The sequence below is a fragment of the Azospirillum sp. UENF 312511 genome (assembly GCF_058780635.1).
Genome location: NZ_JBSNCG010000003.1, coordinates 1698431 through 1717696, shown reverse-complemented (window position 1 = coordinate 1717696; position 19266 = coordinate 1698431). Strand labels below are relative to the sequence as shown.

Below are 19266 nucleotides of genomic sequence, written 5' to 3'. Positions count from 1 at the left end.
GCGGACCCGTCCGGCGCTGGTCCTCACCCCACCAGACGCCGCACCGTCCGCTCCACCGACCTGACGTAGGAGCCGCCGAACAGCCGCGCATGCACCAGCAGCGGGTAGAGATTGTAAAGGTCCCGCCGCAGCTCGAAGAAGCCCGGACGGAGGGGCCGGATCTCCCCGTAACGGCGGAAGAAGGCGTCCCCGAAGGTGCCGAACAGGGTGGTGAAGGCAAGCTCGATCTCCGCGTCGGCGTGGTGCAGCGCCGGGTCGATGAAGGCCGCCACCCGCCCGCCGCGGGCCAGCACGTTGCCGCCCCACAGGTCGCCATGGATCAGCGAGGGCGGCCCCGGCTCCCCGATCAGCTCCGGCAGACGGGCGGCCAGCCGCTCCAGCCCGGCCATCAGGCCGGAGTCGATGCGCCCCTCCTCCAGCGCCTTGCGGCCCATGTGGAGAAGGCGGCGGTCGCGGAAGAAGGCGATCCAGTCCGCCGTCTCGCCGTTCGGCTGGGGCAGCGGCCCGATCAGCGTGTCGCGCGGGAAGCCGTAACGGTCCGCCGTGATGCCGTGCAGGGCGGCGACCAGCTCCGCCGCGTGCTCCTCGACCGCCGGGGTGATGCCACCGCCGGCGTCGATGCGGTCCATTACCAGCAGCCGGTCGTCGGCGTGATGCACCGCCGGCACCGGCAGTGCGGAGCGTTCGGCGAGATGGCGCAACATGAAGCCCTCCGGCTCCAGCCCAGCCCCGCGCCCGGAGGCGACCTTCGCCACCAGCCGCCGGCCGTCCGCCAGGGTGACGGCCCACAGCGCCGCGTTGTGCCCGTCGGCCAGCCGGTCGAGCGACCGGACCGCGCTGCCCAGCGCCTCCTCCAGACCCTTCCGCAGGCTTGGCGCGCCGGTCATGGCACGCGTCACAGCCGGTCCCGCCGGATGGCCTCCAGCAGCCCCATGGCCCCGGCTTCGCAAAGGTCCAGCACCTCGGTGAAGTGCAGCCCCTCGCCGTAATAGGGATCGGGCACCTCGCGCTTCGGCGCGTCGGGGGCGTAGTCGAGGAACAGGGCGACCGTCGCCCGGCTGTCCGGCGGGGCCATGCGCCGCAACTGCGCCAGATGCCCACCGTCCATCGCCAGGATATAATCGAAGTCGGCGAAGTCCGCCGCGGTCACCTTGCGGGCGCGCAGGTCCGACAGGTCCACCCCGCGGGCCTTGGCGGCGCGCTGGCTGCGCGGGTCGGGCGCTTCCCCCACATGATAGCTGTGGGTGCCCGCCGAATCGGTGCCGATGCGGCCCGCCAAACCGGCTTGCCGAACCCGTTCGCGGAACACACCTTCCGCGGTGGGCGACCGGCAGATGTTGCCCGTGCACACGAACAGGACCTTGACCATTCCGGTCTCCTCCTTTCTGTTTCCCGCATCCGAGATCTAGCAGCCGTTCCCCGAACCCGCCAGGGCGCCATGACCATCGCCAATATGACCGCCGCCAATATGACCGCCGCCATCACGACCATCGCCAATCATCTGAAGCCGACCGACTCCATCGTCATCCTGACCGGGGCCGGCATTTCCAAGGAATCCGGCCTGGACACCTTCCGCTGCGCCGACGGCATCTGGGCCAAGGTCGATCTGGAGGACGTCGCCACGCCGGAGGGCTTCGCCCGCGACCCGGCGCTGGTCCACCGCTTCTACAACGACCGGCGGCGCGGCCTGCGCGACCCCGCGGTGCAGCCGAACGCCGCCCATCTGGCATTGGCCGAGCTGGAGCGGCGCTGGAAAGGCGACCTGCTGCTGGTCACTCAGAACATTGACGACCTGCATGAGCGCGGCGGGTCGCAGACGCTGATCCACATGCATGGGGAGCTGAACGCGGTCTTCTGCCGCCACTGCCACAACAAGGTCGAGCACTGGACCAGCGACCTGTCGGTGGAAGACGTCTGCCCGTCCTGCGCCCGCAAGGGCGGCATGCGCCCCGACGTGGTGTGGTTCGGCGAGATGCCCTACCAGATGGAGCGGATCTACCGCGCGCTGGGCGCCTGCGACCTGTTCGTCTCCATCGGCACCTCCGGCAACGTCTATCCCGCCGCCGGCTTCGTGGCCGAGGCGCGCAACGCCGGCGCCCTGACGCTGGAGCTGAACCTGGAGCCGTCGGCGGGCGCCAGCCTGTTCACGGACTCCGTCAACGGCCCGGCAACCGAGCTGGTCCCGGCCTTCGTGACCGCGCTGCTGGACCTGTGACCGGCGATCTCGAAAGCCTGTTCGAACAGGCCCGCGCCTGCCGGCTGTGCGCGGGGGTGTTGCCGCACGGCTGCCGCCCGGTGCTGCGCGGCAGCTCGTCCGCCCGCCTGCTGATCGTCGGGCAGGCGCCGGGTGCGCGGGTGCACGCCAGCGGCATTCCCTGGAACGACCCGTCCGGCGACCGGCTGCGCCAGTGGCTGGCCATGGACCGTGACGCCTTCTACGATGAGAGCCGGATCGCCATCGTCCCCATGGGGCTCTGCTATCCCGGCACGGCGCCGAAGGGCGGCGACTACCCGCCGCGCCCGGAATGCGCGCCGCTCTGGCACCCGCCGCTGCGCGCCGCCCTGACCGGGGTGCGGCTGACCCTGCTGGTCGGCAGCTACGCCCAGGCCCACTATCTGGGAAATCGCCGCCAACGGACGATGACCGACACGGTGGCGGCGTGGCGGGATTACCTGCCGGAGTTCCTGCCCCTGCCCCACCCGAGCTGGCGCAACACCGCCTGGCTGAAGAAGAACCCCTGGTTCGACGCGGAGCTGGTGCCCGCGCTGCGCCGCCGCGTCGACGAGGCCCTGGACGGGTGACTCACCCCTCCATGGCCTCGATGCGCTCCATGTCCTCGTCCGACAGGCCGAAATGGTGGCCGATCTCGTGGATCAGGACGTGGCGGACGATGGCGAACAGGTCCTCGCCGGTCTCGCACCAGTAGTCCAGGATCGGGCGGCGGTAGAGGAAGATCATGTCCGGCCCGCTGCGCAGGTCGGCGACGCTCTGCCGCGTCATATCGACGCCCCGATAGAGGCCGAGCAGGTCGAAGGGGCTTTCCAGCTCCATCTCGCGCTCGGTCTCCTCGTCGGGGAAATCCTCGACATGGATCGACAGATTGGCGATCGGGGCCAGGAGTTCCCGCGGAATCGTCTCCAGCGCGTCCTCGGCCATCCGCTCGAGGTCGGGGGTGGAGGGGGGAACGGTGTGGGTGTGTGCCGGTTTGCGCATCATACGGGGGAAGGTAGCGTTGCTTGCCGCCCAGGCCAAGCGGCGCTAAACCGGAAGGCGGACCGGAACACCGATTTGATCCACAATCGATCCGTGTCCGTTACGCCTTGCACAAGCCAACCAAGTTTAGGCCAACCAACAACGGGGGAAGGAATGTCGGACAAGCTGGTGGGTGCCAAGCGGCAGACCGCACTGAAGGAACTGCATGGCTGGGCGGAGGTGCTGGAGCGCGACGCGATCCGCAAGACCTACCATTTCCCCGACTTCCCCGCCGCCTGGGGCTTCATGAGCCAGGTCGCCCTGCTGGCGGAGCGGACGAACCACCATCCGGAATGGTTCAACGACATGGGCCGGGTGGAGATCATCCTGTGCACCCGCAGCGCCGACGGCCTGACCCAGGCCGACGTCGATTTCGCCCACCGCGTGGACCAGATCGCCCCGAACCGCGACCGCTGATCCCAGCGCGCCCGGAGGGCGTCAGGCCGGTTCCAGAACCACCTTCACATCCGCCGGGCGCCCGAAGAAGGGGGCGGTGGTGACCAGCAGCGGACAACCGGCCGCGGCGTAGGCCGCCGCGTTGTCCTCGGTCACGCCGCCCGCCGCGGCGATGACCGGTGGGCGCGGCAGGCCGCGCGTCGCCTCGACCACGGCGCGGGCCTCCTCGGGCGGGCGCTTCTCCAGTTGCAGCACGTCGGCCCCGGCCCGGGCGAAGGCGATGGCGTCCGCCACCGTGTCGACCTCCACCACGATCTTCTTTTCCGGCGCCCGGCGGCGCAGATCGGCGATCCACATCTCCGGCGACCCGGATAGGAAGGCGCGGTGTTCGGGGAAGACCAGGATCGTTTCCGACAGGCCCAGCCGGTGCATCACCGCCCCGCCGGCCAGCACCGCCTTGACCGACAGGTCCTTGGCGCCGGGAAAGTTCTTGCGGGTGCAGGCGACGGTCACGCCGGGGGCGGCCTCGACGATGCGGCGGGCGCGGGTGGCGATGCCGGAAGCGTATTCGACCAGCGTCTGCGCCACCTTCCAGCCGCGGTGCAGGGCGCCCGCCGGGCCGTGCCCCTCCAGGAAGGGCGCCCCGGCCTCGACCGCCGTGCCGCTGGGCCGGACGGACGTCACCGTGCCGCCGGCCTTCCCGATCAGGCGGGCGGCTTCCTCCGTCCCGGCCAGCACCATGGCGCCGCGCGCCTTGAACAGGATGCGCGCCGGGGCGGCGGCGATGCCCAGCGAGTCGGTGGTCAGGTCGCCGTAGGGAACGTCCTGGGCGAGGAGCGCGTCGAGCGCGGCATCGGACAGGACGATCATCGGCGGTTCCCTTCTTCGTGTTAAAGCCACCCGCGGCGGCGGAAGTACCAGAGCGGCACGACGGCGGACAGCACCATCATCACGATGGCCATGGGATAGCCGAAGTCCCAGTCCAGCTCGGGCATGTGGTGGAAGTTCATGCCGTAGGCCGACGCGATCAGGGTCGGCGGCATCAGCGCCACGGAGACGACCGAGAAGATCTTGATGATCGCGTTCTGCTCGATGTTGATCAGGCCGAGCGTGGCGTCGAGCAGGAAGTTCGCCTCGTGCGCCAGGAAGCCGGCGTGCTCGTTCAGGGAGCGCAGGTCGCGCGTCAGGGTCTTCAGCGCGGCCTTCTGCTCCTTGGTCAGCCGCCCGGCGGCGACGGAGGAGAGGAAGGCGACCAGCCGGTCCAGCCCGGCGAGGCTGTCGCGCACCTTGTGCGTCAGGTCGCCGGCCCGCCCGATGCCGCGCAGCACGTCCTGCAGCTCGTCCGGCTTCTTGGAGCTTCCGACCCCCTTGCTGTTCAGCGAGTTGGTGAAGATGCGCGTGGACAGCCCGTCGATGCGGGCGCCGATCAGCTCCAGCACGTCGGCCACCCGGTCGATCACCGCGTCCAGGATTCCCAGCAGCGCGTCCTCCGCGCTGGCCAGAAGCTCCGGCTGGCGGCTGGTCCGCGCGGCGAAGGTGGCGACGGAGCGCGGCTCGGTGAAGCGCACCGTGATCATATGCCGGGGGGTCAGGACGAAGGTGACCTCGCCCTGCTCCGGCATCGGCGAATCGGCCCGCGCGATCACCGAGGAGGTGAGGTAGACGGCCTCCCCCTCGGTGTAGAGCTGGCTCGACGCCTCGATTTCCTTCATTTCCTCGCGCGTCGGCAGGTCGCAGCCGGTGACGGCGCCGACATGCGCGCGCTCCGCCTCGTCGGGACGGAGAAGATCGATCCACACCGTGTTGGGCGGCAGCGGCTCGCCGAGGGCGAGCGGCTGCTCGACCACGCGGCCGCCCACCCGGGCGTGGACCGTGATCATGCAAGGGCCTCGGCGGGGACCGGGGCGCCGGCGGCCCGGCAGGCGGCGGCCAGCGTGTTCAGCATCAGGCAGGCGATGGTCATCGGCCCGACGCCGCCCGGCACCGGGGTGATGGCGCCGGCGACCTTGACCGCCTCGTCGTAGGCGACGTCGCCGACCAGCTTGGTCTTGCCCGGCTCGGTCGGGTGCGGGATGCGGTTGATGCCGACGTCGATGACCACGGCGCCCGGCTTGATCCAGTCGCCGCGCACCATCTCCGGACGGCCCACCGCGGCGACCAGGATGTCGGCGCGGCGGCATTCGCCGGGCAGGTCCTGGGTGCGGGAATGGGCGACGGTGACCGTGCAGTCCTGCTGGAGCAGAAGCTGCGCCATCGGCTTGCCGACGATGTTGGAGCGGCCCAGCACCAGCGCCCGCTTGCCCTTCAGGTCGTTGCCCAGCGTGTCGCGGAGCAGCAGCAGGCTGCCCAGCGGCGTGCAGGGCACGATGGCGCCTGCGCCGCCGGTCGCCAGCAGGCCGGCGTTGACGACGTGGAAGCCGTCCGCGTCCTTTTCCGGGACGATGCGGGCCAGCACGCGGGCCGTGTCGATGTGCCTGGGCAGGGGAAGCTGGACCAGGATGCCGTGCACCGCCGGGTCGGCGTTCAGCCGGTCGATCAGGGCCAGCAGCTCCGCCTCGCCGAGATCGGCCGGCATGTGGTGGTCGAAGCTGTTCATGCCGAGGTCGGCCAGGGCCTTTTCCTTGGACCGGACATAGACCTGGCTCGCCGGGTCCTCGCCCACCAGCACGACGGCGAGGCCGGGGGTGACGCCGTGGCTGGCCTTGAGCGCGGCCACACCCTCCGCCACGCGGGCGCGCAGCCCCGCGGCGAACGCCTTGCCGTCGATGATCCTCGCCTCAGCCATCGCTCTTCCCCGTATCAGGCTTTGCTGTTTCCACCAGCGCCGTCAGCCGGCGCATCAGGTCGGCCGGGTCGCCGGCCATATGGACAATCTTGTTCCGGTCGGTGGCGCCGGCCACCACAGTCAGGCTGGTCTTGGGCAGTTTCCACGCCTTGGTCAGCAGCTTCACCACCGCCTCGTTCGCCTTGCCGTTCTCCGGCACGGCGGTGACGGTCACCTTCAGGGCCGTTCCTCCGGACGCCGTCGCGGCCAGCCCGGCGATGGCGTTGCGCGACGCCTTGGGCGTCACCCGCAGCGCCAGCCGGACGCCGTCCGCCACGGCTTCGAAGGGAGCGGCTTCCAAAGGTCCCGGCATCAGAAGCGCGGCCAGTATTCCGCCATCAGGTTGCGGATGAAGAAGATCAGCAGGATCAGCGCGATCGGCGACAGGTCCAGGCCACCCATGTTCGGCAGGACGCGGCGGATCGGGCGCAGCACCGGTTCCGTGATGCGGTAGAGGAAGTCGCCGATGACATAGACCGCGCGGTTGCGGGTGTTGACGACGTTGAAGGCCACCAGCCAGCTCAGCACCGCCGAAGCGATGAGCAGCCACACATAGAGGCTGAGAACGGTGTCGATCAGCAGGTAGAGCGCAATCATGCCCGGCCCGTCCCTTTATTGTCCGATTTTGCGGGGCACCCTAAGCACAAGCGGCGAGTGCTGTCCAGTGCCGCGCGGCGGGCCGCTATCATGCCCTTGGCCATCCCCTTGGCGCCACCGCCGATGCCCGCGACCGGGCGCGTTCAGGGGGCTTGACAGGCTTCCTCCGCATCACCATTATCCGCCGCACGCCGGTGACGGTGTGTGGGGCCGTAGCTCAGCTGGGAGAGCGACGCGTTCGCAATGCGTAGGTCGGGAGTTCGATCCTCCTCGGCTCCACCAATCCCCCCAAGACAGTGATGCGACACAGGAATTCGCCCGGCAGCGGCGGAATTCCCCGCGGTGTGACACCGCCCTGTCGCACACGGCGTCGGCCAAATCGCGTCCATCCCCGGCATAAGACCGCTTCTACTCGAAGAAGTCCTCGTCCACACGCTTGATGTGCAGGGTCTCTTCGATCCGGCAGCCGACCTCGTGCCGGATCATCAGCTTGGCCAGTTGAATGCCGTCGATCAGCACGATGCGGGTGCCGAGCCGGTCGGCCGTTTCCCTGGCTGAGGCGGTGAAGGCGGAGGTGGTGACGAACAGCCCCTTGGTCGCCTTGAACAGGTTCAGGCTGCCGAAGAAATCACGGATCGCCCCGGCTCCGACGGTGTTCCCGTCGGCGTACCGCTTGGCCTGGACATAGACGCGATCCAGCCCAAGCGGGTCCTGGTCGATGATACCGTCCACTCCATCGTCGCCGGACTTGCCGACCAGAGCCTTGTCGAGTTCCGTCACCGACCCGCCGTAACCCATGGTGATCAGCAGGCGAACGACGGTCTTCTCAAAAAAGGCCGGCGTCCCGGACCTCACCCGCAGGAGGATCTCCTCCGCCAACGACGCCTCGATCCGCAAATGGGCCTGCCGCATCACCTCATCGGGAGTCAGGGGACTCTCGGCAACCGAAAGCACGACCTCGGCCGCCTCGGCTGTCCCAGCCTCGCCGTCGCGGAAACTTTTGAAGCTCGGGAATTGCTCCAAGAACCGAACGGTGATCCGGTCGGGGGGCGAGTTCAGCACCTGCCGGCCGGTCTCGGTGATACGAAAATGTGCCCGTCGGGTCGGTTCGACCAACCCGGCTTTGCTGAGATAGCTCTTCGCCCAACTCACGCGGTTGCCGAAGGTCGTCTGTTGCTTCGACGGCACGAGATGAGCCCGCTCCTCGTCGGTCAGGGCGAACTCATCCGCAAGAATGTCCACCACATCGCGGATGCGGACCTCGCCACCCCCGGCGGCGGTCTTCAGCACGGGGAGCATCAGGGTCTGAAAATCGGGAACACCCATTGCAAGCCCAACGTCTCTTCAAAAGTGTGCAAGTCGGCGGCACTCTATCAGACCGGGTGGCACAGGCAACGGCGTTCCGGATAGCGACGGCATCCCGTTTCTACTCCACCGCCTGACGCAGGGCGGCGGCGCTCGCCCAGGGGGCCAGCGGCAGGGCGCCGGCCAGAAGGCCGCCCAGCAGCAGCAGATGCGGGCGCGGAGTCAGGCCGTTCAGCGCGGCGTCGATGGCCCCGGCGCCGAAGATCAGCACGGGGATGTAGAGCGGCAGGATCAGCAGCGACAGCAGCACGCCGCCGCGCCGGGCGCCCAGAGTCAGCGCGGCGCCGATGCTGCCGATCAAACTGAGGATCGGCGTCCCGACCAGCAGGGTCAGCACCAGCACCCCGAACCCTTCCGCGTCCATGTTCAGCAGCAACGCCAGCAGCGGGGCGGCGGCGATCAGCGGCAGGCCGGTCACCAGCCAGTGAGCCAGCGTCTTGGCCAGCACCACCGCCTCCATCGGCAGGGTGGACAGCGACAGCAGCTCCAGCGAGCCGTCCTCGTAATCGTTCTGGAACAGCCGCTCCAGCGACAGCAGCGAGGCGAGCAGGGCCGCCACCCAGATCACCCCGGCGGCGATGCGGGCGAGGATGTTCGGCTCCGGCCCGACGCCGAAGGGGAACAGGACCACGCACAGAACGAAGAACATCACGGCGATGCTGGCGTCCGACCCCTGGCGCAGCGCCAGCCGCAGGTCGCGCCCGATCAGGCGCAGGAAGCGGGTCACGCCGCGTCCTCCTCTTCCAAAACGTCGTCGTCCTCGCCATGAGGGACGGGGGTGAACTCGTCGAGGTGCAGCTCGCCGGCGCCGGGCATGGCGATGTCCACATGGGTGGAGACGGCGACCATGCCGCCGCCGGCCCGGTGCTCCGCGATGATCTCCTCGAACAGGGCGATGGCCGCGCGGTCGAGCGCCACGGTCGGCTCGTCGAGCAGCCACAGGGCGGCGGGGGCGGCGATGATGCGGGCGAGGTTCAGGCGCCGCTTCTGCCCCGCCGACAGGTAGCGCCCCGGCACGTTGGCGATGTGCGGCACACCCAGCCGCTCCAGCGCCTTCAGCGCGTTGCCCCGCGGATCGGCGGCGCCGCCCAGCGTGGCCCAGAAGGACAGGTTCTCCACCGCGCTCAGCACCGGCTTCACCGCGTCGAGATGGCCGACGTAGTGGATGCGGCCGCGGTGGGCGTCGGGATCGTCGGTCACCGGCACGCCATCCCAGGACAACTGGCCGCGGATCGGCTTCAGCAGCCCGGCCATGACGCGCAGCAGGCTGGACTTGCCGCTGCCGTTGGGGCCGAGCAGGAACAGCGCCTCCCCCGGCGCGATCCGGAAGTCCAGCCCGGTGAAGACCAGCCGGTCGCCACGGAGGCAGGTCAGCGCGGAACCGGCGAAAACGGGCATGGCGACGGGCGGGCTCTTGCGGTGGACGAAGCGGGGGGAGCTATAGCACAGCCCGTCCGGGTGCCAAAAAGAAACGGCCTCACAAAAGGTCGGGCCAAACGGAAACGGCCCAAAAAGAAACGGCCATCGCAAGGGGGTTCTTGCGATGGCCGCCGATCCAGCCGGGGCCTGGCTGGGGGCGCCGGAAAACCGGAGCCCTGATCGTCGCTTAGGGGCCGGGCCGCAGGGGTTCACGGGTCCGGCCAGCCACTTCATGCCGTAAGGCTCCGTCCGGTTTAGGGCCAGAAAGTGGCGAAATTTTGATCCGATGAATGTCCCTTTCCAGTCCAGGGCATTGCCCGGGCGAAGCGGAGCGGGCATTCATAGGCGCCTTCGCCCCCTCAATGCTCAACCGGACCGGGTGTCTGCCATGACCTTGCTGATCGACCTGTTCAACGGCCTTCCCGACATCGCCCGCATCATGCTGATGCTCAGCGTGGTGGCGGCGTCGGGGCTGGCGCTGGGGCAGATCAAGCTGCGCGGCGTGGGGCTGGGCATCGGCGGGGTGCTGTTCGCCGGCATCGCCGCGGGGCACGTCGCCAAGGCGCTGGGCCTGACCTTCGACCATCACGTCCTGCATTTCATGCGGGAGTTCGGGCTGATCCTGTTCGTCTACACCATCGGCGTGCAGGTCGGCCCCGGCTTCTTCGCCGCCCTGAAGAAGTCCGGCCTGACGCTGAACCTGCTGGCCGCCTCGCTGGTCGGGCTGGGGGTGCTGGTGGCGGTGGCGATCCACGAGATCGGTGGGGTGCCGCTGCCGGCGGTGCTGGGCATCTTCTCCGGCGCCGTCACCAACACGCCGTCGCTGGGTGCGGCGCAGGAGATGCTGCGCGAGGTCGGGGCCTCGGCGGCGGAGATCAACACGCCCAGCCTCGGCTACGCCGTCGCCTATCCCTTCGGCATCGTCGGCATCCTCATCACCATGGGGCTGATCCGCGTCGTCTTCCGCATCGACCCGGCGGCGGAGGCCGAAGCCTTCGAACGCAAGCGCCGCGCCCAGGTGGAAACCCTGGAGACGCTGGACGTCGCCGTGCGCAACCGGTCGGCCATGGGGCTGCCGCTGCGCGAGATGGAGCTGTTCGGCGATCAGGGGGTGATGATCTCCCGCCTGCTGCGCGAGGGGCGGCTCCAGGTGCCGCACCCGGACACCTGCCTGCGCGCCGGCGACGTCGTGCATCTGGTCGGGCCGCGGGTCAAGCTGGAGGCGACGAAGCGGCTGCTCGGCGAGGCGGCGGAGGTTACCCTGACCACCAAGGGCACCGACATGCGCTGGGACCGGCTGGTCGTCACCAACGAGCATGTGCTGGGCAAGGCCATCGGCCAGCTCGACCTCGCCGACGCCTACGACGTGGTGGTCAGCCGGGTCAACCGGGCGGGCGTGGAGTTGGTGCCGAGCCCCGCCCTGCACCTCCAGTTCGGCGACATCCTGACCGCCATCGGCAAGCCGTCGGACCTCCAGCGGGTGGCGGCGCTGATGGGCAACTCGGCGCGGCGGCTCCAGCAGGTGGAGTTCGTGCCGGTCTTCATCGGCATCCTGCTGGGCGTGCTGCTCGGCTCCATCCCCTTCTACATTCCGGGGATGCCGGCGCCGCTGAAGCTGGGTCTGGCCGGCGGGCCGCTGGTGGCGGCGATCCTGCTGGCGCGCATCGGCCACATCGGGCCGCTGGTCTGGTTCATGCCGCCCGCCGCCAACATGGCGCTGCGCGAGATCGGCATCGTCCTGTTCCTGGCGGTGGTCGGGCTGATGTCCGGCGACCGCTTCGTCGAGACGCTGGTGCACGGCGACGGGCTGCTGTGGATCGGCTGCGGCGTGCTGGTGACGCTGATCCCGCTGCTCGTCGTCGGCGTCATCGCGCGGGCCTTCGCCGGGCAGAACTACCTGACGATCTGCGGGCTGCTGTCCGGCAGCATGACGGACCCGCCCGCGCTCGCATTTGCAAACGCAATGAGCGCATCGGAGGCTCCCGCCCTCGCCTATGCCACTGTTTACCCTATGGTTATGTTTCTGCGTATCCTTGCGCCGCAGTTGATCGTCCTGTTCCTCTGGTAAGGAAGCGGCCCGGCGGGGACGCTTCCCACGGGATCGGCGGGCGGTCTGTCCTCGCGTGAGGAGACGCGGCCATGCACGCGCTCATCGACCTCTTCCTGGCCATGCCGCCGATCGCGCGCGTGGTGTTCATGCTGGGCATCACCTCGGCCCTCGGGCTGGCGCTCGGCCACATACGGCTGCGCGGCGTGGGGCTGGGCATCGGCGGCGTGCTGTTCGCGGGCATCGCGGTCGGCCATTTCGCCAAGCAGGCCGGGGTGACGCTGAACGCCGAGATGATGGAGTTCATCCGCGACTTCGGCCTGATCCTGTTCGTCTACACCATCGGCATCCAGGTCGGCCCCGGCTTCTTCGCGGCGCTGAAGAAGTCCGGGCTGGCGCTGAACGGGCTGGCGCTGCTGATGGTCGGGTCGAGCATCCTGCTGACCGCGATCCTGGTGCTGTTCGACCTCGTGCCGCTGGGCTCCGGCCTCGGCGTCTTCGCGGGCGGGGTGACCAACGCCCCGGCGCTGGCCGCCTCGCAGCAGGTGCTGAAGGAGGTCGGGGCCGACGCCGCGGTGATGGCCCTGCCCGGCCTGGCCTTCGCCGTCACCTACCCCTTCGGCATCGCCGGCAACCTGCTGGCCATGGCGGCGGTGCGGATCGTCTTCCGCATCGACCCGCAGGAGGAGGCCAGGGCCTTCGAGGCCGCCCGGCGCGCCGAGGTCGCGGCGCTCGACACCATGGACATCGCCGTCACCAACCCGGCCCTGCGCGGGGTGCGGCTGGGCGACCTGACCCTGCTGCCGAGCCTGGGGGTCTGCGCGTCGCGGCTGCTGCGCGGCGGCCACCTCCGCGTGCCCGGCGAGGACACGCGGCTGGAGGAGGGCGACGTGCTGCATATGGTCGGCCCGCGCCCGAAGCTGGAGCAGGTCCGCCTGCTGATGGGACGCGAGGCCGACGTCCGGCTGACCACCAAGGGCAGCGACCTGCGGTGGGAACGCATCGTCGTCACCGCCAACCCGGTGCTGGGCAAGTCCATCGCCGCGCTGAACCTCAAGGGGGCGTGCGACGTGGTGGTCAGCCGGGTCAACCGCGCCGGCGTGGAGCTGGTGCCCAACGCCGCGCTGAAGCTGCAGTTCGGCGACATCCTGACGGTGATCGGCAAGCCCGACGACCTCAAGGCGGCCGCCTGCATCATCGGCAACTCCGAACGGCGGCTGCAGACGGTGGAGATGATCCCGGTCTTCGTCGGCATCACGCTGGGCGCGCTGCTCGGCGCCATCCCGCTGTTCCTGCCGGGCATGCCGGCGCCGCTGCGGCTGGGCATGGCCGGCGGGCCGCTGATCGTCGCCATCGTGCTGGCGCGCATCGGCCACATCGGGCCGCTGGTCTGGTTCATGCCGCCCGCCGCCAACCTCGCCCTGCGCGAGATCGGCATCGTCCTGTTCCTCGCCGTGCTGGGCATCGCCTCGGGCGACCGCTTCGTCGAGACGATGGCGAGCGGCGCCGGACTGCCCTGGATGGCCTGGGGCGTGCTGGTGACCATCGTGCCGCTGCTGCTGACCGGGCTGCTGGCGCGCGGAATGATGAAGCTGAACTTCCTCAGCATCTGCGGCGTGCTGGCCGGGGCACAGACCAACCCGCCGGGCCTCGCCTACGCCAACGCGGTGGTCGCGTCCGAGGCGCCGGCGCTGGCCTACGCCACCGTCTACCCGCTGGCCATGTGCCTGCGCATCCTGGCGCCGCAGCTTCTGGTGCTGATGCTGTGGTGAAAAACCCGCCGGCTTCCCCCGTCGTGCGGTTGCCCCGGAGCCCGCAAAATCCGCGTTGCGGGAGTTTGTCCGGCGGTCTAGCCTAGCGGCACCGTCCAGGGTTGGGCGGTCCAGACCGCTCCCCGCCCCCGTTCCCCGCCGACAAGCCCCGCATGCACCGACACCCGCCCACGAATCCCAACGCCCCCGAAGCCGTCCTCGTCGAGAATGTCCACAAGCGCTTCGGTCCGCTGGAGGTGCTGAAGGGCGTCTCCCTGACCGCGCGCGAAGGCGACGTCATCACGCTGATCGGCTCCTCCGGCTCCGGCAAGAGCACGCTTCTGCGCTGCATCAACATGCTGGAGGTGCCGGACGAGGGGCGGATCGTCATCGGCGGCGAGGCCATCGGCCTGAAGAAGGCGCGCGGCGGCCAGACCGTCCCCGCCGATTCCCGGCAGGTGGACCGCATCCGCACCCGGCTCGGCATGGTGTTCCAGAGCTTCAACCTCTGGACCCACATGACCATCCTGGAGAACGTCATCGAGGCGCCGGTCCATGTGCTGGGCGTCCCGAAGGCGGAGGCGGTGGACCGCGCCCGCAAGCTGCTGGACAAGGTGGGCATCCTGGCCAAGGCCGAGTCCTACCCGGTGCAGCTCTCCGGCGGGCAGCAGCAGCGCGCCGCCATCGCCCGCGCGCTGGCCATGCAGCCCAAGGTGATGCTGTTCGACGAGCCGACCTCCGCGCTCGACCCCGAGCTGGTGGGCGAGGTGCTGCTGGTCATCCGCCAGCTCGCCGAGGAGGGCAACACCATGATTCTGGTGACGCACGAGATGGGCTTCGCCCGCGAGGTCGCGTCGGAGGTGGTGTTCCTCCACCAGGGCCGGATCGAGGAACGGGGGCCGCCCGACCGGGTTCTGGTCAATCCGGAATCGGACCGCGTGCGACAGTTCCTGTCGCGCCACCTGTCCGGCGGCGGCTGATTCGGTCGCGCGAGGACGACCCGCTCAATTCCCTTGACTGGCGCTGTAAAACCGTAAACCTCAGAGCCTGCCCGAGCATAAGAGCCATCCATAAGGGCATCAGAACAGAGGAGGTTTTCCCGTGAAGAAGATCGTTGCGGCCCTGGCGCTCGGCGCCATCGTGGCGGTTGCCGGCACCGCCGCCGAAGCCAAGGACTGGAAGAAGATCCGCATCGCCACCGAGGGCGCCTACGCCCCCTGGAACGCGACGGACCCGTCGGGCAAGCTGGTCGGCTTCGAGCCGGACCTCGCCCTGGAACTGTGCAAGCGGATCAAGGCCGAGTGCGAGATCGTCGCCCAGGATTGGGACGGCATGATCCCGGCCATCCAGCAGGGCAAGTACGACGCCATCATGGCGGCGATGTCGATCACCGACGAGCGTGAGAAGGTCATCGCCTTCGCCGGCCCCTACGGCACCGAGCCGTCGATGTTCGGGACCATGAAAAATTCGCCGCTCGCCAAGGCGACCTTCCCCGGCGAGCGCTACGACCTGTCCAAGGACGACCCGAAGGCCGCCATCGCCGCCCTGGCCGACGCGCTGAAGGGCAAGACGGTCGGCGTGCAGACCTCGACCATCCAGGCGAACTTCATGGAGAAGCTTCTGCCGCAGGTGGCGGTCCGCACCTACGACAAGCTGGACAACGCCGGCATCGACATGGCCGCCGGCCGCGTCGACGCCATCTTCGGCGACCGTTCGGCGGTGGACGCCATCCTCAAGACGGACGCCGGCAACATGACCCTGTTCGGCCCGGCCTTCGCGCGCGGCGTGCTGGGCAAGGGCGTGGGCGTCGGCCTGCGCAAGGCCGACGGCGACCTGAAGGAGCTGTTCAACAAGGCCATCGCCGAGGCCAACCAGGACGGCACCATCACGAAGCTGAGCACCCAGCACTTCGGCTACGACATCTCGATCAAGTAACTGGTCGATCAAGTAACCGGTCGATCAAGTAAAACCGGCCATCATGTGAAGGGATGCCCCTCTCCCCCGTTGCGGGGGGAGGGGACCCCGGTTCGGAGCCCTTTCGGAGCCCATTTCGGAGCGCATGTTCGAACTTCTCTCCTTCGGCCCGAACGGGTGGGGCGGCCAGCTTCTCGGCGGGGCCGCGATGACGGTCGCCGTGTCGGTGTCGGCCTTCGTCCTCGGCCTCGTCTTCGGCTCGCTCGGCGCGTCGGCGAAGCTCAGCCGCAACCTCGCCCTCACCGGCGTCGCGGAGGTCTACACCACCGTCGTCCGCGGCGTCCCCGAACTGCTGGTCATCTACCTGCTGTTCTTCGGCGGCAGCGGCGCGGTCATGGCCGTCGGCCGGGTTTTCGGCTACGAGGGCTACATCGAGCTGAACGCCTTCTCCATCGGCGTGCTGGCGGTCGGGCTGATCTCCGGCGCCTATTCGACGGAGGTGATCCGTGGCGCGGTCCAGGCGGTCCCCCACGGCCAGATCGAGGCGGCGCGCGCCTGCGGCATGTCGCGCTGGCTGATCCTGCGCCGCATCCTGGTGCCGCAGACCCTGCGCTACGCCCTGCCGGGGCTGGGCAACGTCTGGCAGCTCACCCTGAAGGACACGGCGCTGATCTCCGTGACGGCGCTGGCCGAGATCATGCGCGTGTCGCATGTGGCGGCGGGGTCGACCCGCCAGCCGTTCCTGTTCTACACCACCGCGGCGGTGCTCTACCTCCTGCTCACCACCGTCTCCACGGTGGCGTTCGAGCGGGCGGAGCGCTACGCCAATCGCGGCGTGCGGAGGGCCTGACCCATGAACTGGGAATTGATGTGGGACAGCGTGCCCACCCTCCTGCGCGGCGTTCCGGTGACCCTGCAGCTGGTCGGGCTGGCGCTGCTGTTCGGCGCGGGCGTGGCCTTCGCGGTGGCGCTGCTGCGGCTGTACGGCAACCGCGTCACCGAGCGGCTGATGGCCGCCTACGTCTTCGTGTTCCGCGGCACGCCGCTGCTCGTGCAGATCTTCCTGATCTATTACGGCATGGGCCAGTTCGAGCTGGTGCGCAGCAGCTTCCTGTGGATCTACCTGCGCGAGCCCTTCTGGTGTGCGATCCTGGCGCTGACTCTGAACACCGGCGCCTACACCAGCGAGATCCTGCGCGGCGCCATCCTGTCGGTGCCGCAGGGGCAGATCGAGGCGGCGCGGGCCTGCGGCATGTCGCGCACGCTGCTGTTCCGCAGGATCGTGATGCCGGTGGCGATCCGCCAGATGCTGCCGGCCTACGGCAACGAGGTGATCCTGATGGTCAAGGCCAGCTCGCTCGCCAGCACCATCACGCTGCTGGAGATCACCGGCATCGCCCGCAAGATCATCGCGCAGAGCTTCGCGGTGTTCGAGGTGTTCATCGTGGCCGGCAGCATCTATCTGCTGCTGAACTTCATCGCCTCGCGCCTGATCCGCTACGCGGAGTGGCGCATGACCCCCTACCTGCGGGCGCGGGGGTAGCCTTCATCCCCTCCCCTGCGAGAGCGGGGGAGGGTTAGGGTGGGGGCAAGAGTTCTTCCCTCACTCAACAGGCGTGCGAGGCGCTCATGCCCCGAACCGGCGCGACGACCGCCATCCTGGCCGCGGTCCTTTTCGGCCTCAGCACGCCGCTGGCGAAGCTGCTGGTGCACGACCTGTCCCCCTGGATGCTGGCGGGCCTGCTGTATCTCGGCTCCGGCATCGGGCTGGGGCTGGTCCGGCTGGTCCGCGGGGTGACAGGGTCGCGAAAACGCAGCGAACGCGGCCTCCGCGGTGCCGAATGGCTGTGGCTGCTGGCCGCCGTAGCGGCCGGTGGTGTCGCCGGTCCGGTGTTGCTGATGGCCGGCCTGACGGCGACGCCGGCATCCACCGCCTCGCTGCTGCTCAATCTCGAAGGGGTGTTCACCGCCCTGCTGGCGTGGTTCGTCTTCCGCGAGGGCGTCGACCGGCGGCTCGTCGCCGGAATGGTCGCCATCGTGGCGGGAGCGGTCGTGCTGTCCTGGGGCGAACCGGTGAGTCTCGCCGCCGGCTGGGGAAACGGCGGTTGGGGACCGGCCGCGGTCGCCGCCGCCTGCCTGATGTGGGCGGTGGACAACAACCTGACCCGCAAAGTGTCCCTGGCGAACCCGGCGGACATCGCCACGATCAAGGGGCTGGTGGCCGGCACCGTCAACGTCGGGATCGCCCTGGCACTCGGCGACGCCCTGCCCGCCGCGCCGACCGCGGCGACAACCGCGGCGGGGGCGATGCTGGTCGGGCTGCTCGGCTACGGCGTCAGCCTCGTGCTGTTCGTGGTCGCCCTGCGCCACATCGGCGCCGCCCGCACCGGGGCCTATTTCTCGACGGCCCCCTTCGTCGGCGGCATCGCCTCCCTGGCGATCTTCGGGGAACCCGTGACGCTCGGGCTGGCGGCGGCGGCAGTCCTGATGGGGGTTGGCGTCTGGCTGCACCTGACGGAGGACCACGATCATGAGCACGATCATGACGAGATGGAACATGACCATCCGCACGTCCATGACGCGCATCACCGGCACCATCATGACGGCCCGCAAGATGGCCCGGTGATCGAACCGCACAGCCACCGGCACCGCCACGGGCGCCTGCGGCACCGGCACGCCCACTTTCCGGACGCCCACCACGCGCACCGGCACTGAGCCCGGTTTCGCTCCCTCACCCGGGCCGGCCGGACTTTTTCACCCGTCCCACACCAACGTAGCATGGAAAGGCCGCGTCAACCCGTCGTACCGTCAGTGCGACAGGCCGCCGCACCGTCCTGAAAACACCACGGTGTGCGGCCATGTTTCCTGACCAAGATCAAGGCGAAACCCCTCGCGCTGGGGCATCACTGAGCTTATATCGTCCGCAGCACGACCAGAGGCCCATAGGTCCTATGCATCGATTTGCAAATCCTGCCCGCTTCCAGCGCCTGTCGGCGGCGATCCTGCCCTGGACGGCGGGGGCGACCGTGATCCTGCTGATCGTCGGGCTCTACGTCGCGCTGATCGGCTCGCCCCGCGACTATCAGCAGGGCGACACCGTTCGGATCATGTACATCCATGTGCCCGCCGCCTGGATGAGCCTGTTCGTCTACGTCAACATGGCCATCGCCGCGGCCTGCGGGCTGGTGTGGAAGCACCCGCTGGCCGACCTGTTCGCCAAGGCCGCCGCCCCGGTCGGCGCCGGCTTCACCTTCATCTGCCTCGTCACCGGCTCGCTGTGGGGCGCGCCGATGTGGGGGACGTGGTGGGTGTGGGACGCGCGGCTGACCAGCGTGCTGATCCTGTTCTTCCTCTATCTCGGCTACATGGCGCTGGTGAACGCCTTCGACGACCCGCAGCGCGGGACGCGGGCGGGCAACGTGCTGCTTCTCGTCGGCATCGTGAACGTGCCGATCATCAAATTCTCGGTGGACTGGTGGAACACCCTGCACCAGCCGGCCAGCGTCATCCGCATGGGCGGGCCGACCATCGACGGGTCCATGCTGGTCCCGCTGCTGGTCATGGCGCTGGGCTTCACCGCCTACTTCATCACGGTGGTCCTGCTGCGCCTGCGGGCGGAGATCGTGCAACGCAAGATCCAGACGATGCGCCTGACCGAGGCGCAGGGCTGAGGCACGGGAACAGGCGGGGCCGGAGGTAA

Annotated in this window: 22 protein-coding genes and 1 tRNA gene; 12 read left to right on the top strand and 11 right to left on the bottom strand. The window is 69.3% G+C overall.

What is annotated here, in order from left to right; translation table 11 throughout:
• Positions 1-23: 23 nt before the first annotated feature.
• Together ACWPN7_RS19465 and ACWPN7_RS19460 are read right to left on the bottom strand one after the other, a co-directional pair.
• The gene (locus ACWPN7_RS19465) at positions 24-887 is read right to left on the bottom strand and encodes a fructosamine kinase family protein (RefSeq protein WP_459196078.1); all 864 of its coding nucleotides are present in this window, start codon (positions 885-887) and stop codon (positions 24-26) included.
• Between the two features lie 8 nt (positions 888-895).
• Positions 896-1369 carry a low molecular weight protein-tyrosine-phosphatase gene (locus tag ACWPN7_RS19460; protein WP_451990583.1) on the bottom strand — a complete coding sequence of 158 codons (474 nt, stop codon included), beginning with the start codon at positions 1367-1369 and terminating at the stop codon, positions 896-898.
• 99 nt (positions 1370-1468) lie between these two features.
• Here ACWPN7_RS19460 and ACWPN7_RS19455 point away from each other — a divergent pair, with 99 nt between their 5' ends.
• Together ACWPN7_RS19455 and ACWPN7_RS19450 are read left to right on the top strand one after the other, a co-directional pair.
• Positions 1469-2215, top strand: coding sequence for an NAD-dependent deacylase (locus ACWPN7_RS19455; protein WP_459196179.1), 747 nt, complete (start codon positions 1469-1471; stop codon positions 2213-2215).
• Positions 2212-2802, top strand: a complete 591-nt coding sequence (locus ACWPN7_RS19450) for a uracil-DNA glycosylase family protein (protein WP_459196079.1) — start codon at positions 2212-2214, stop codon at positions 2800-2802. Before ACWPN7_RS19455 ends, ACWPN7_RS19450 begins: the two co-directional genes overlap by 4 nt.
• Position 2803: 1 nt before the next feature.
• Here the strand turns inward: ACWPN7_RS19450 and ACWPN7_RS19445 are convergent, their stop codons facing one another.
• Positions 2804-3217, bottom strand: a complete 414-nt coding sequence (locus tag ACWPN7_RS19445; RefSeq protein ID WP_035669725.1) for a metallopeptidase family protein — start codon at positions 3215-3217, stop codon at positions 2804-2806.
• Between the two features lie 150 nt (positions 3218-3367).
• Between ACWPN7_RS19445 and ACWPN7_RS19440 the strand changes: the two genes are divergently transcribed.
• Positions 3368-3670, top strand: a complete 303-nt coding sequence (locus tag ACWPN7_RS19440) for a 4a-hydroxytetrahydrobiopterin dehydratase (protein ID WP_014238670.1) — start codon at positions 3368-3370, stop codon at positions 3668-3670.
• A gap of 21 nt (positions 3671-3691) precedes the next feature.
• Here ACWPN7_RS19440 and modD read toward each other — a convergent pair whose 3' ends face one another.
• From modD to ACWPN7_RS19415, 5 genes are read right to left on the bottom strand one after another with little or no spacing between them, the layout of a single operon-like run.
• Positions 3692-4519, bottom strand: coding sequence for a ModD protein (gene modD, locus ACWPN7_RS19435; protein WP_201044766.1), 828 nt, complete (start codon positions 4517-4519; stop codon positions 3692-3694).
• A 20-nt stretch (positions 4520-4539) separates the two neighbouring features.
• Complete coding sequence (locus tag ACWPN7_RS19430; protein ID WP_492273416.1) at positions 4540-5529, bottom strand: magnesium transporter CorA family protein; 990 nt, start codon at positions 5527-5529, stop codon at positions 4540-4542.
• Positions 5526-6434 carry a bifunctional methylenetetrahydrofolate dehydrogenase/methenyltetrahydrofolate cyclohydrolase FolD gene (gene folD, locus ACWPN7_RS19425; RefSeq protein ID WP_038525739.1) on the bottom strand — a complete coding sequence of 303 codons (909 nt, stop codon included), beginning with the start codon at positions 6432-6434 and terminating at the stop codon, positions 5526-5528. Before folD ends, ACWPN7_RS19430 begins: the two co-directional genes overlap by 4 nt.
• Entirely contained in the window at positions 6427-6786 is a 360-nt protein-coding gene (locus ACWPN7_RS19420; protein ID WP_459196080.1) for a DUF167 family protein, read from the bottom strand. Before ACWPN7_RS19420 ends, folD begins: the two co-directional genes overlap by 8 nt.
• The gene (locus ACWPN7_RS19415; RefSeq protein ID WP_014238675.1) at positions 6786-7070 is read right to left on the bottom strand and encodes a YggT family protein; all 285 of its coding nucleotides are present in this window, start codon (positions 7068-7070) and stop codon (positions 6786-6788) included. Before ACWPN7_RS19415 ends, ACWPN7_RS19420 begins: the two co-directional genes overlap by 1 nt.
• A 206-nt stretch (positions 7071-7276) precedes the next feature.
• On the opposite strand from ACWPN7_RS19415, the gene ACWPN7_RS19410 reads away from it, so the two are divergent.
• Positions 7277-7352 (top strand) — tRNA-Ala (locus ACWPN7_RS19410).
• Positions 7353-7478: 126 nt separating this feature from the next.
• Here ACWPN7_RS19410 and ACWPN7_RS19405 read toward each other — a convergent pair.
• From ACWPN7_RS19405 to ccmA, 3 genes are all read right to left on the bottom strand, one after another.
• Positions 7479-8396: a restriction endonuclease gene (locus ACWPN7_RS19405; RefSeq protein ID WP_407825847.1), complete on the bottom strand. Its 918-nt coding sequence runs from the start codon at positions 8394-8396 to the stop codon at positions 7479-7481.
• Between the two features lie 100 nt (positions 8397-8496).
• Positions 8497-9162 carry a heme exporter protein CcmB gene (ccmB, locus tag ACWPN7_RS19400; protein ID WP_014238686.1) on the bottom strand — a complete coding sequence of 222 codons (666 nt, stop codon included), beginning with the start codon at positions 9160-9162 and terminating at the stop codon, positions 8497-8499.
• Positions 9159-9833 (bottom strand): heme ABC exporter ATP-binding protein CcmA, encoded by a 675-nt coding sequence (ccmA, locus tag ACWPN7_RS19395; RefSeq protein ID WP_459196081.1) that lies wholly within the window; start codon positions 9831-9833, stop codon positions 9159-9161. Before ccmA ends, ccmB begins: the two co-directional genes overlap by 4 nt.
• 409 nt (positions 9834-10242) lie before the next feature.
• On the opposite strand from ccmA, the gene ACWPN7_RS19390 reads away from it, so the two are divergent.
• The 8 genes from ACWPN7_RS19390 (at position 10243) to ACWPN7_RS19355 (ending at position 19237) form a co-directional block, all read left to right on the top strand.
• On the top strand, positions 10243-11922 hold the full coding sequence (locus ACWPN7_RS19390; protein ID WP_459196082.1) for a putative transporter: 1680 nt from the start codon (positions 10243-10245) through the stop codon (positions 11920-11922).
• Between the two features lie 71 nt (positions 11923-11993).
• Positions 11994-13673, top strand: coding sequence for a putative transporter (locus ACWPN7_RS19385; RefSeq protein WP_459196083.1), 1680 nt, complete (start codon positions 11994-11996; stop codon positions 13671-13673).
• 152 nt (positions 13674-13825) lie between these two features.
• Positions 13826-14632: an ABC transporter ATP-binding protein gene (locus ACWPN7_RS19380; RefSeq protein ID WP_014238681.1), complete on the top strand. Its 807-nt coding sequence runs from the start codon at positions 13826-13828 to the stop codon at positions 14630-14632.
• 121 nt (positions 14633-14753) lie between these two features.
• Positions 14754-15587, top strand: a complete 834-nt coding sequence (locus ACWPN7_RS19375) for a transporter substrate-binding domain-containing protein (protein ID WP_349618961.1) — start codon at positions 14754-14756, stop codon at positions 15585-15587.
• A 124-nt stretch (positions 15588-15711) separates the two neighbouring features.
• Positions 15712-16416, top strand: coding sequence for an ABC transporter permease (locus tag ACWPN7_RS19370; RefSeq protein WP_014238679.1), 705 nt, complete (start codon positions 15712-15714; stop codon positions 16414-16416).
• A gap of 3 nt (positions 16417-16419) precedes the next feature.
• Positions 16420-17109, top strand: coding sequence for an ABC transporter permease (locus tag ACWPN7_RS19365; RefSeq protein ID WP_035669708.1), 690 nt, complete (start codon positions 16420-16422; stop codon positions 17107-17109).
• An 86-nt stretch (positions 17110-17195) separates the two neighbouring features.
• Positions 17196-18281: a DMT family transporter gene (locus ACWPN7_RS19360; protein ID WP_200475414.1), complete on the top strand. Its 1086-nt coding sequence runs from the start codon at positions 17196-17198 to the stop codon at positions 18279-18281.
• 236 nt (positions 18282-18517) lie between these two features.
• Complete coding sequence (locus tag ACWPN7_RS19355) at positions 18518-19237, top strand: heme ABC transporter permease (RefSeq protein ID WP_014238690.1); 720 nt, start codon at positions 18518-18520, stop codon at positions 19235-19237.
• The last annotated feature ends 29 nt before the right edge of the window (positions 19238-19266 follow it).